Genomic DNA, 11,906 nt, shown 5'->3' on the forward strand with positions numbered 1-11,906 from the left:
CTCGACCGAATGCCAGTCAACCGAACGCCGGTCAACCGAACGTCAGCCAACCGAACGTCAGCCAATCGAACGAAACTGTTTCGTACACATCGACGGTACTCCCGCCATCCAGCGAAACGGAATCGTTTCGCTTGTGTTCCGCACCACAAGTTGCCGCCGCCCCCGTGCACGGAAAGCATTGGGGGGTGAGTGACGACGTCTCGTATCTCCGGTTCCCGCACCTCCACGAGGATCTGCTCTGCTTCGCCGCGGAGGACGATCTCTGGGTCGCCCCCCTCGTCCCCGAGGGCGACCGGCCCGGACGCGCCTGGCGGGTGACCGTCGACCGCACCAGAGTCAGCCATCCGCGCTTCTCCCCCGACGGGACCCGGATCGCGTACACGACCTGGCGCAGCCTCGACCCCGAGATCCATCTCGCGCCGGTCACCGGCGGCCCGGCCCGCCGGCTCACCTACTGGGGTTCGACGGACGCGCGGGTCTGCGGCTGGACCCCGGACGACGGCGACGCCGCGCAGATCCTCGCCGTCTCCTCGCACCGGCAGCCGTTCTCGTACTTCTCCTGGGCCTACAGCGTGCCCACGGACGGCAGCCCCGGCGGCAGGCTGCCCTGGGGCCCGGTCTCCGACATCGCCGTCGCGGACATCGGGGGCGAGCGCCGCACCCTGCTGCTCTCCGGCACCCCGCCACACGAGCCGGCCGCCTGGAAGCGTTACCGGGGCGGGGCGACGGGACGCCTGTGGCTGCACGGCGAGCGGCTGCTCCCGGACATCGGCGGACACCTCGGCTCGCCGATGTTCGTCGCCGGCCGGATCGCCTTCCTCTCCGACCACGAGGGCGTCGGCAACCTCTACTCCTGCCTGCCCGACGGCACCGATCTGCGCCGCCACAGCGACCACGACGCCTTCTACGCCCGGCACGCCTCCAGCGACGGGCGGCGGGTCGTCTACCAGTGCGCGGGCGAGCTGTGGCTGGCCGACGACCTGGCCACACCCGGCGCGGTCCCCCGCAGGCTGGAGGTACGGCTCGGCGGTCCGCGCGCCGGCCGGCGCACCTACCAGGTGCCGGCCGCCAGCCATGTCGACTCGCTCTCCGTGGACGAGACCGGCCGGGCCAGCGCCGTATCGGTACGCGGCAGCCTGTACTGGCTCACCCACCGCGACGGGCCCGCCCGCACCATCGCCGACACCCCCGGCGTACGGGTCCGGCTGCCGGAGATGCTCGGCAGCGGCGGCCAGGTGGCGTACGTGACGGACGCGGCGGGCGAGGACGCGATCGAGATCGCCTATCTGCCGCGCGCCAGCGGCGACCGCGCCCCGCGCCGACTCGCCTCCGGCCTGGTCGGCCGGGTCCAGGAGCTGATCGCGGACCCGGACGGCGAGACGCTCGCGATGGCCTCGCACGACGGCCGGCTGCTCCTCCTGGACACCGCCGAGGACGCCACCGGCGAACCCGTCGAACTGATCCGCTCCGTCAACGGACCGGTCCGCGATCTGGCGTTCTCCCCGGACGGGGCCTGGCTGACCTGGTCGCACCCCGGCATCGGCCGCTCGCTGCGCCAGATCAAACTCGCCCGGATCATGGGTGCCGGCTCCCCCGTGATCGTCGATGTCACCAACGGCCGCTTCGAGGACGAGAACCCCGTCTTCACGGGCGACGGCCGCTACCTCGCGTTCCTGTCCTGGCGCGGCTTCGACCCGGTGTACGACGTGCACACCGGCGACCTCTCCTTCCCGCTCGGCTGCCGCCCGTACCTGGTCCCGCTCTCCTCCGCGACCCCCTCCCCCTTCGCGCTCTCCCCCGACGGCCGGCCGGCCGCGGGCGGCCTCGACCCGGTGGACACCGCGGAGGCGGGTACGGCCGAGGGGTCCACGGCCACCGTCGAGTTCGAGGGCCTGGAGAGCCGGGTCACGCCGTTCCCGGTCTCCGCCTCCAAGTACTCGGCGCTGTACCCGGTCAGCGGCGGCGGCCTGGTCTGGCTGCGCTGGCCGATCTCCGGCGCGCTCGGCGAGACGTTCGCCAACCCGGCGGACATGTCGGGCCGGCCGACGCTGGAGCACTTCAGCATCGCCAAGGCGAAGAAGACCGAACTCGTCGACCACCTCGACTGGTTCGCCGTCAGCGGTGACGCCTCCCGGCTGGTCGTGATGGACGACGGCGAGCTGCGTGCCGTCCCCGCGACCGAGCCGGGCGACAACGACTCCACGGTCTACCTGGACCTGCGCCGCATCCTGCACGACGTCGACCCGGCGGCGGAGTGGCGGGGCGCGTACGGCGAGGCGGGGCGCATCATCCGCTCCTACTTCTGGGAGCCGGACATGTGCGGCATCGACTGGGACGCGATCCTGGACCAGTACCGCCCGCTGGTCGAACGGGTCGCCACCCCGGACGAGTTCGCCGATCTCCTGCGCGAGGTCCTGGGCGAACTGGGCACCTCGCACGCCTACGTCGCTCCCGCCCGCCGCAACGAGGGCCCGCCGCACTACCAGCGGGCGATGGGCCTGCTCGGCGCGAACCTGGTGTGCCGGGACGGCGACTGGACCGTCCAACGCATCCTGCCCGGCGACTCCTCGGACTCCAAGGCCCGCTCCCCGCTGGCCGGTACGGGCATCAGGGAGGGCGCGGCCCTCACCCATGTCGACGGCCGCCCGGTGGACCCGGTCGCCGGCCCCTACCCCCTCCTGTCCGCCGCGGGCGGCACCACGGTGGAGCTGACCTTCAGACCGGCCGAGGGCGAGGGCCGCTCCCGCCGGGTCGCGGTCGTCCCGCTGGTCGACGAACGCCCGCTGCGCTACCAGGACTGGGTGGCCAAGCGCCGCGAGGTCGTACGGGAGGTGAGCGGCGGCCGCTGCGGCTACCTCCACATCCCCGACATGGGCGGCTCCGGCTGGGCCCAGTTCAACCGGGACCTGCGCCTGGAGGTCTCCCGCCCGGCCCTGATCGTGGACGTACGCGGCAACGCGGGCGGTCACATCAGCGAACTCGTCGTCGAGAAACTCACCCGCACGATCCTCGGCTGGGACCTCACCCGTAACGCCCAGCCGGTGAGTTACGCCTCCAACGCCCCCCGCGGCCCGGTGGTCGCCCTGGCCGACGAGGCGACCTCGTCCGACGGCGACATGATCACCGCCGCGTTCCGCCTGCTGAAGCTGGGCCCGGTGGTGGGCCAGCGCACCTGGGGCGGCGTGGTCGGCATGACCGGCCGCCACCGGCTGGGCGACGGCACGGTGATCACGGTCCCGATGAACGCCGCGTGGTTCGACGCCTACGGCTGGTCGGTGGAGAACCACGGCGTCTCCCCCGATGTGGAGGCCCTGCGCACGCCGCTGGACTGGGCGGAGGGCCGCCACGCGGTGCTGGACGACGCGGTCTGGATGGCGCTGGACCTCCTGGCCGCCAGCCCCCCGGCGACCCCGCCGACGTACGAGGGCGCCCCGGACCTCAGGCGGCCGCCGCTGCCGCCGCGCGGCTCCGGCACCGCCGCCGAGAGCCCGTCACCGCAGACCCCCTGAACGCCCGCCCCTCCGGGACCCGGCTCACCAATATCGCTTGCAATTCGCGGAAGCAATCTTATAGATTTCCTCACGCAAAGCCTCGGGGGTTCAGCAATCCTGCGAGGTGCGAAGCGATTTGGGGGGTTTCCCGGTGTCCGATTCACGTGAACACGTTCGCTCTCCGGAACACTTAATGTTCGGCCGCAACGGCGCCGACGCACTGGGCGCCCACTCCTACGACCGGCCGTGGCCCGACGGCACCGTCCGGGCGAGCCGCCACCACACGCTCGTATGCCTGGAGGGGGACTACGCCGACGGCCGCGGCGACAGTGCGCTGGCAGCCCTGCGCGAGGCGTACCCCTGGCGGCACGTCACCCGGTGCGGGAACACGATCGTGGTGTGGCCGGTCGGCACGGTGTGGGTCTCCCACCAGCCGGGCGCGGTCATCCTCCGCGGCGACATAGACGGCCTGGACCGGGCCGCCGTCCAGGCCATGTACCCGGGCCGGACGGTCAGTTGCGACGGGGCACAGCTGACCGTCTGGCCGCCTGCCGGCCGCCGGACCACCCCCCGGACCGACTGACCCTCGCGGGTCAGCCCCGCACCGCGGCCAGGCACGCGTCGCACAGGTCCATGATCTCGCCCTCGCGCTCGAACTCACCCCGCCGCATCCGCGTCAACGCCGACGTCCCTCCCGGCCGCGCCGGCGCGCGATCGAGGAGCGGGCGTCCGGGGGCAGGGCCCCCGGACGGCGCCCCGCGGGTGCTCCGAACCAGCGCTCCAGCGCCTGCGCCACCGAGCCGTCCGCCCGGCGGTGGTCCGCGGCCCAGGCCGTGAACCCGTCCGGACGCACCAGCAGTCCGGACAGTTCCGGGCGGCCGGGGCAGACGGTGGTCCGGACGTCCACCCGGTCGCCGTAGCCCTCGGCCAGGGCCCGCAGCTCCGGGTCGTCGGCCAGGTCGAGAAGCAGGGCGCGGCCACCGTGAAGGTGGTCGGCGAGCCGGGTGCCGTCAGCGAGTTCCAGATCGGGTGCGCTGCGGCCGACCAGCGGATGGCCGCCCGGCAGGTCGTAGTGCTGCCAGACGCCGGAGATCTTCTTGACCAGATGCGTGGTGCCGTCGACGGTACGCGTCAGATCGGTGAACACCGCGCGCAGTTCGCGCGCGTGCGACTCCGGCCGCATCAGGGCGATCTGGGCGCGCGTCCAGTCCAGCACCCACGCGCCGATCGGATGCCGTTCGCTCGTGTACGAGTCGAGGAGGCTCTCCGGTGCCCGGCCGCGCACCACGGCGGCGAGCTTCCAGCCCAGGTTCATCGCGTCCCCGATGCCGAGGTTCAGCCCCTGCCCGCCGAACGGTGAGTGCACGTGGGCCGCGTCACCCGCGAGCAGCACCCGGCCGGCCCGGTAGCTCGTGACCTGACGGCAGTTGTCGGTGAACCGCGTCGCCGTGTGCACCTCGGTCACGGTGACGTCCACGCCGGACACCCGGCGCAGGCTGCCCTGCAAATCCTCGGCGGTGACGGGCGCTGTGCGGTCGACGGGCGGTCCGTCGAACTCGACGGTGAGGACGCGACCGGGCATCGGGCCGTGGGCGTACACGCCGGTGTCCGTCGCGGTCCAGCCGGCCCCGAGCCCTTCGGTGCCGGTCAGACCGGCCAACGCCTGGTGGCCGGTGATCTCCGGCGGCGTCCCCGGGAAGTCGAATCCGGCGAGCTTGCGCACGGCGCTGCGGCCGCCGTCGCAGCCGACCAGCCGGCCCGCGCGTACGGACTCGGGCGCCGAGCCGTCGACGGGGGCCAAGTGCACGGTCACCCCGTCGTCATCCTGCTCGAAACCGGTCAGCTCGACCCCCCGGCGCAGCTCGACGCCAAGTTCCCCGGCGCGGCCGGCGAGCAGCCGCTCCAGCGAGGACTGCGGTATCAGGCCCACGTCACCTGCCGGACCGACGTCGGCGAAGGCCGGATCCGCCGCGTCCAGCAGGCCCGCGTCCAGCGGGATCCCGGCGAAGTGCCCGGCGAACTTCGGGGGCAACGGGGTGTCACCGTCCCCGCCGCGCGCCCGCTGGAACTCCTGGAACCGGTCCATCGCCTTCCGCTGGACCTCCACCAGCGCGGGCAGGAACCCCCGCCGGTCGAGGGCCACGGCGGTGGGGATGTTGACGGCCCCCGCCTTGATCGTCTCGTCCACTTCGGTCAGGCGCTCGACGACCAGCACGCGGGCCACCCCGCCGAGTCGCAGTTCGCAGCCGAGCATCAGGCCGACGGGGCCGGCCCCGGAGACCACCACGTCGTATTGCGTCATGAGATCCATGACAGATAACTATAGTCACTCAAAACATGTATTCGCTATAGGTTCCCGCTACAGTTCCGGCATGACGAAAAAACGGGAAGCCCAGGAAGCAGCCGCACTGCCCCTGCGGGAGCGCAAGAAGCGGGCGACGCGGCAGCGGATCTCGGATGTGGCGACGGGACTGTTCGTCGCGAACGGCTTCGACAATGTGACGGTCGCGCAGATCGCCCGAGCCGCCGAGGTCTCCGCCATGACGGTCTTCAACTACTTCCCGCGCAAGGAGGACCTCTTCCTCGACCGCATCCCCCAGGCGATCGAACTGCTCACCGGCGCCGTGCGGCGACGAGGACCGGGCGAGCCCCCACTGAACGCGCTGCGCCACCTGGCGCTCGAACTCCTGGATCAGCGCCACCCGCTGTCCGCGGTGGGCGACGGCTACCCCCACTTCTGGCGGATCGTCATCGCGTCGCCGGCCCTGCGCACCCGCGCCCGCGAGGGCGTCGAGGAACTGGAGGAGGCCTTGGCGCTCGCCCTCGCCGAGACCGACCCGGGATGCGCCGACCCGGCCTTCGCGGCGGCCCTGACCGTCGCCGCCTACCGCTCGGTCTACGTCACCACCGCCCGCCGCCTGCTCGCGGGGGAGGCTGCGGCGATGCTGGCGGACGACCACAGGGCACGGGTGTGCGCGGCGTTCGACGCGCTGGAGGCTGCGCTGAGGCAGGGGTGACGCACCGCTCCTGGCCGTCCCCGGCCCGGAACGCATCGGCCGCATCGACCCCGCCCCGGTCCCGGCACCCGTCATACCGCGACCGGGCCCCGCCCGCCGGTGCCCGCAGCTCGCACCACACCGTCTTCCCGTACGGCCCCTGCTCCACGCCCCACCGCAGCGCGAACGCGTCCACCAGCAGCAGCCCCCGCCCGCACTCGTCACCGCTCCCCGCGATGCGTATGGCCGGCCAGAGGCCGGGCGCGGGATCGCTCAGCTCGACGCGGACACGTCCGGCGCCCGTACCGCTGACGCGGAGCGTGACCGGGGTCCCCTCACCGACATGCACGATCACGTTGGTCAGCAACTCACTGACGCAGAGCACCAGATCGGCTACGTCCGCGTCCCCGAACCGCCACCGCAGCATGCGCCGCATCTCCGGTACGGCCTCCGGCACGGCGAACAGATCCACCGCGAACGGCAGCGGCGTCATCCCCCCGCCCCCACGCGCAGCGCCTCGGCCAGCCGGCGGGCGGTCACCACCGTGCAGTTACCGAGCGCGACCAGCGGCGGATGGTTCGTCCACCCGGCGAGCGTCAGCGGATCGACGCCGAGGGACGGCAGGGTGATGCCGTGCGCGGCGAGCGCGGCGCGCAGTGCGTCGATGTCCTCGACGATGTCGTACGTGGGTGAGTCGTCCCTGATCTCGTCCGTGATCTCGTCCATGAGGAGGCGTACACCTTTCGTTGCTGACTGTGACGAACGCCTCACACGCTGCCGCACGGGCCTCTACGGTGGAAGGCATTACCGCTCCACAGAGCGCGGCGCGAAAGGCGGTCACCGATGGCCACACGCAAGGAAATCGACGGCTCGGCGGGAGTCCCGCAGTTCTACGGGAACGAGCTCCGCTTCAAACGGGAGGAAGCGGGCCTGACGCTGGAGAAACTGGTGGCCGGCAGCTTCTTCGGCATCACGTACCTGAGCGAGATCGAACACGGGCATCGGCGCATGCCGGTGGAGCTGGCGCAGCACGTGGACCGGGTGCTGAAGACGGACGGGTTCTTCAAGCGACGTTGTGAAGACGTACGGAAGGCGAGGCGCAAGGGTCACGCGGACTACTTCGAGCGCGTACTGGAGGCGGAGAAGCACGCCGCGTCCATCGAGGAGTGGTCACCGGGTGTCTTCCCGGGCCTGCTCCAGACGGCACCGTACGCCAGGGCCGTGATCTGCGCCGAGCGCATGCCTGAACTCCCGGAGGAGACCGACGAGAAGGTCAACGCGCGGCTGGCGCGGGCGCAGCTCTTCGAAACGAGCCATCGGACACCGCAGTACTGGGCGATTCTGCCGGAGACGCTGTTACGGCAACCGATCGTGTCGTCGCAGCACATGGCAGAGCAGCTCGACCACATCGCCGCCCTCATCAAACGCGGCCGAATCCTTACGCAGATCATTCCGTGGAACGCGGGGCCGCACCCGCTCATGCTGAGCAACGCCATGGTGCTGGACTTCGCGGACGCTCCTCCGCTGGTCTACATGGAAGGCCAGCACCACGGAAATACCGTCGACGATCCGGGCCTCGTGAAGCAGTATCGGAGGTCGTACGATCTCTTGAGGGCCGCCGCCTCGCCGCCGGATGCGTCCCTAGCCATGATCCAGGAAGCGGCAGAGGACTACCGAAATGGCGTTCAGCCAGTACGACTTGACCGCCGCCACCTGGCGTAAGAGCAGTTACAGCAACTCATCTGGCGGCAACTGCCTCGAAGTGGCACAGGACTTCGCCCACTGGCGCAAGAGCACCTACAGCAACGGCAGCGGCGGTAACTGCCTCGAAGTCGCCGCAGGCCTCCCCGGCATCGTCCCCGTACGCGACTCCAAGCGCCCCGACGGACCCGCGCTCATCGTGCGCGCGTCCGCCTGGGCGCCCTTCGTGGCGGCTGTCGTCAGTGAGGCACCCGGGCCTGAACGATGAACGTCCCAAGGTTCGAGAGATCCAGGGCTTCAAGCCCCCGGACCTCAACATCCAGGAAGCCATCGTTCATGAGGATGCCCTACCACATGCCCTCGCTTTAGGCCCACCTCTGGATGGACAGTTGGGTCCACACACCGTCTTACCCACCGCCGAGTCACCCCCCTAGCATGGCGTTCGCTTTTGCGAATCACGCATGGCTTCGGGGCGTCGGGGGGCGGTACTCCGGTACGGCCTGGAAACGAACAGGGCGATCCCGCGCGAAGGCGGCGGGTGGGTCATCCCGGACAGCCTCTTCCCGCCGTACATCCCAGGCCTGAAGCAGGTGTTCACCGCCTGGCTGCCCGGCCCCACCGGCCAGTCGACCATCGTCGGGCCACAGGTCGCCGAAACCTTCTCCCATCTCGTGTGGACAGCCTTGGCAGGGCTGGGCGTCGGCTTGCTGTGGCGGACCCGGGGCTGGGTGCGCGTGCTGGCTGCGGTACCGGTAGCGGCCGCGTCCGGGCACCACGCGGTGAACAACTACGCCGCCGAGAAGTCCACAGAACAGGCCGAGCAATGGCTGGGCACTCTGAACGACCACGCCTGGACCGTGCCCCTGGTGTGCCTGGCGATCGCCATGACCATCGACGTGTACCAACTGCACAGCGGCAAACGCACCGTCCCGGGAGTGCTGCTGGCCACCGAGCGCACCGACGGCGACACGACGGCTGCAATGCTCCGCTATGTCTCCTGGCGTCCGCGATGGACTCTGCTCATCGCGCTGCGCTACATCCGGCTGCGCCGCTCCCTGCTGTACGCCACCGCCCTCTCACCTCCGCGTGAGATCGAGCCACTGCACCGGGCGGTCGCCCGGATCACCGCGCAGATGGACGCCACCGACCGTCAGGGCGCCTGGCGCCCTGACGAGATACGAACCCACCTCGAAGCCGCGAGAACCGGCAATCCCGGGCGCAAGTGGCTGCTGCTCATACCGTGCGTACTCATGCTCCCCGGGCTGCTCTTCCTGGGTGTCGGTTCATTCAAGTCCACCGCCGAACTCCAGGGGTACTTCACCACCGGCGACGGCCCGAAGATCCTTATGGGCTTCGGAGTCGCGGCCCTGGCTTGGATCGCCTGGCAGCTGATCACCCTGCTCCGCACCTGGCAGCCGACGTCAATCCAGCCCCACGGCGAGCCCCTGGCCGCCCACCGCTTCCGCATCGCCACCGCTCTGGGAGGGGCCACCACCGGCCTCCTTCTCCTCTACCGAGGACTCGGCGAGGCCGGCCCCGATGGCAAGGCCATCCCCACGCTCCACCTGATCGACGCCCTCGACAACTTTCTGGTCTACCTCGGCTTCGCCCTCCTCCTGTTCTCCCTCCTCGCCTTATTCCCGCCCGGCGGTCTCGCACTCGCCGGAGTCGGAGTAGTCGGCGCAGTCACGGCCGAAGCCGCCGTCAATGCCGCTCTCCTCGGCACCGCCGGTATCGTCCTCATGACCGCAGGCGCGAGCGGCGGCTTTTCCGGCGTCGTCGGTTCTCCAGAGACGCCGACCCAGAACGCGTGGCCGCGCAGCAAGCGGAAGGGACCGGTCAAGCCCAAGCACCGGGCTGACGTCAAGGGGGATGAGGGCAAGAACGGATCCCACACCCTTGAGCGGCATGTCGAGAAGACAACCCGGGACATGCGCAACCGCCTGCGAAACGAACCCCGACTCGACGCCGACTCCCGATTCCTGAGTGAAGCGGACGCCCAACGCTTCGCGGACGAGACCTTGCTGCGCAACCAGAGGAAAATTGACAACTGGCTGCACGGTAAGAAGTCCAAACTTGAGTTGGAGGCCTCCTTCGACGAGACCACAGGACTCCACCTGACACGCTCGGGTTTCAAGCACGGCCACTCGCCCCAAGAAGTGCGGTCAGTTCGTGTCATTCTGAAGCGGGACCTCAATGCACCAGCGCGTTTCCGGATCCTGACCTCGTACCCCACACCCTGACGCGAGACCTGAACGGAGCTCTCACATGGCATCGTCCCCCAGCCCTGGATTTCGCTTCCACGAGGTCCAGGAACTCTTGGCGGCGTACGCGGCGCACTCCTACGCCTTCACCGACACCTCTGAGATCCCTGGACAGGCACTGTCCGCGTACCTCAGGATCGCTTCTGCGGACCCGCAGAGGGCGGCTACTGCGGTAGATCAACTTGACGACATCCTGCGGACCGGCCTGTTCTCACCTGAGATCGCGGACGAGATCGAACTGTTCCCGAAGATCGAACCATCGTCGGGCCGCAGCGTTGAGGACTGCCTCGGCATCATCCGCGGGCACTTGGTCCGCCAACTCCAAAACGCCGCGCAGAAAAGCCGGACGCTGCCACAAAGCACGTGGGAGTGCCGAGAGCGTTTCCCAGAACTGAATCAGTTCCTTGGCGCCTATTTCCATCAAGACTTCTCTGATGAGTACACGTCCTACAGTGAGGCCATCGACGACTATTTGTCCGGAGCGTCGGAACCCGACCTGGACCAACTTCTTCGAGACATCACGGAACTGCTCACCATGGCCACCACAGACAGAGACCTCAAACAGACCACCTCAAACTTGGGTATGGACGTATCACCGCCGTCAGGAGTCGGTCTCCGACAGTGGCTCAACGACGTAGCGGAGATCGTTTCGCGCCGGCAGAAGAAGTGAGCTATCTGGCCGGCCCTGTCCGCCCGGCACTTGACGTCATCGGCCCCACCGAATCCGGCCGAGCCGGCCGCTCAAGCCGGAGTTGAGAGTGATCTGGGCGCTTCCCACCCGGCCGGGGCCGCCCCGGCCGGATCCGTCGCGCCCACTTGACTCTCAACTCCCCACAGATGCCGGGTGTTGGTGCGCGTGCGGGCGCGAGCGGACGGGCGCGCGCAGCTCGCACCAGACCGCCTTCGTGTACGGCCCCTGCTCCACGCCCCACCGCAGCGCGAACGCGTCCAACAGCAAACAGCCCGCGCCCGGATTCGTCTCCGCTCGCCGCGATGCGTATGGCCGGCCAGAGGCCGGGCGCGGGATCGCTCAGCTCGACGCGGACACGCCCGGCGCTCGTACCGCTGACGCAGAGCGCCAGATCGGGCACGTCCACGTCCCCGAACCGCCACCGCAGCATGCGCCGCATCTCCGGTACGGCCTCCGGCACGGCGAACAGATCCACCGTGAAGGGCAGCGGCGTCATCCCCCGGCCGCCGCGCGCAGCGCGTCGGCCAGCCAGCGGGCGGTCACCACCGTGCAGTTACCGAGCGCGACCAGCGGCGGATGGTTCGTCCACCCGGCGAGGGTCAGCGGATCGACGCCGAGGGACGGCAGGGTGATGCCGTGCGCGGCGAGCGCGGCGCGCAGTGCGTCGATGTCCTCGACGATGTCGTACGTGGGTGAGTCGTCCCTGATCTCGTCCCTGATCTCGTCCATGAGGAGGCGTACACCTTTCGTTGCTGACTGTGAC

General features: G+C 70.0%; 11 protein-coding genes. 7 read left to right on the forward strand and 4 right to left on the reverse strand.

Annotation, left to right across the window (positions count from 1 at the left end; all coding sequences use genetic code 11):
- Positions 1-185: 185 nt before the first annotated feature.
- Both ACZ6S6_RS14360 and ACZ6S6_RS14365 read left to right on the forward strand, forming a co-directional pair.
- On the forward strand, positions 186-3,509 hold the full coding sequence (locus tag ACZ6S6_RS14360) for a S41 family peptidase (RefSeq protein ID WP_469705824.1): 3,324 nt from the start codon (positions 186-188) through the stop codon (positions 3,507-3,509).
- Between the two features lie 175 nt (positions 3,510-3,684).
- Entirely contained in the window at positions 3,685-4,074 is a 390-nt protein-coding gene (locus ACZ6S6_RS14365; protein WP_362955179.1) for a hypothetical protein, read from the forward strand.
- A 93-nt stretch (positions 4,075-4,167) separates the two neighbouring features.
- Here the strand turns inward: ACZ6S6_RS14365 and ACZ6S6_RS14370 are convergent, their stop codons facing one another.
- Complete coding sequence (locus tag ACZ6S6_RS14370) at positions 4,168-5,793, reverse strand: FAD-dependent monooxygenase (RefSeq protein WP_469705940.1); 1,626 nt, start codon at positions 5,791-5,793, stop codon at positions 4,168-4,170.
- 70 nt (positions 5,794-5,863) lie between these two features.
- Between ACZ6S6_RS14370 and ACZ6S6_RS14375 the strand changes: the two genes are divergently transcribed.
- Positions 5,864-6,508 (forward strand): TetR/AcrR family transcriptional regulator, encoded by a 645-nt coding sequence (locus ACZ6S6_RS14375; protein WP_362955182.1) that lies wholly within the window; start codon positions 5,864-5,866, stop codon positions 6,506-6,508.
- Here the strand turns inward: ACZ6S6_RS14375 and ACZ6S6_RS14380 are convergent.
- Both ACZ6S6_RS14380 and ACZ6S6_RS14385 read right to left on the reverse strand, forming a co-directional pair.
- Complete coding sequence (locus tag ACZ6S6_RS14380; RefSeq protein ID WP_469705825.1) at positions 6,393-6,980, reverse strand: ATP-binding protein; 588 nt, start codon at positions 6,978-6,980, stop codon at positions 6,393-6,395. The genes ACZ6S6_RS14375 and ACZ6S6_RS14380 overlap by 116 nt on opposite strands.
- The gene (locus ACZ6S6_RS14385; RefSeq protein ID WP_469705826.1) at positions 6,977-7,213 is read right to left on the reverse strand and encodes a hypothetical protein; all 237 of its coding nucleotides are present in this window, start codon (positions 7,211-7,213) and stop codon (positions 6,977-6,979) included. Before ACZ6S6_RS14385 ends, ACZ6S6_RS14380 begins: the two co-directional genes overlap by 4 nt.
- 117 nt (positions 7,214-7,330) lie before the next feature.
- Between ACZ6S6_RS14385 and ACZ6S6_RS14390 the strand changes: the two genes are divergently transcribed.
- From ACZ6S6_RS14390 to ACZ6S6_RS14405, 4 genes are all read left to right on the forward strand, one after another.
- On the forward strand, positions 7,331-8,209 hold the full coding sequence (locus ACZ6S6_RS14390) for a helix-turn-helix domain-containing protein (protein ID WP_469705827.1): 879 nt from the start codon (positions 7,331-7,333) through the stop codon (positions 8,207-8,209).
- Positions 8,166-8,456, forward strand: a complete 291-nt coding sequence (locus ACZ6S6_RS14395; RefSeq protein ID WP_469705828.1) for a DUF397 domain-containing protein — start codon at positions 8,166-8,168, stop codon at positions 8,454-8,456. Before ACZ6S6_RS14390 ends, ACZ6S6_RS14395 begins: the two co-directional genes overlap by 44 nt.
- A gap of 193 nt (positions 8,457-8,649) precedes the next feature.
- A complete protein-coding gene (locus ACZ6S6_RS14400; RefSeq protein ID WP_469705829.1) occupies positions 8,650-10,431 on the forward strand; it encodes an RNase A-like domain-containing protein in 1,782 nt (593 codons plus the stop codon).
- Between the two features lie 25 nt (positions 10,432-10,456).
- Positions 10,457-11,122: a contact-dependent growth inhibition system immunity protein gene (locus ACZ6S6_RS14405; RefSeq protein ID WP_362955196.1), complete on the forward strand. Its 666-nt coding sequence runs from the start codon at positions 10,457-10,459 to the stop codon at positions 11,120-11,122.
- 513 nt (positions 11,123-11,635) lie between these two features.
- Here the strand turns inward: ACZ6S6_RS14405 and ACZ6S6_RS14410 are convergent.
- A complete protein-coding gene (locus tag ACZ6S6_RS14410; RefSeq protein ID WP_362955199.1) occupies positions 11,636-11,872 on the reverse strand; it encodes a hypothetical protein in 237 nt (78 codons plus the stop codon).
- Between the last annotated feature and the right edge of the window lie 34 nt (positions 11,873-11,906).

The organism is Streptomyces sp. NPDC048671, from assembly GCF_055587045.1.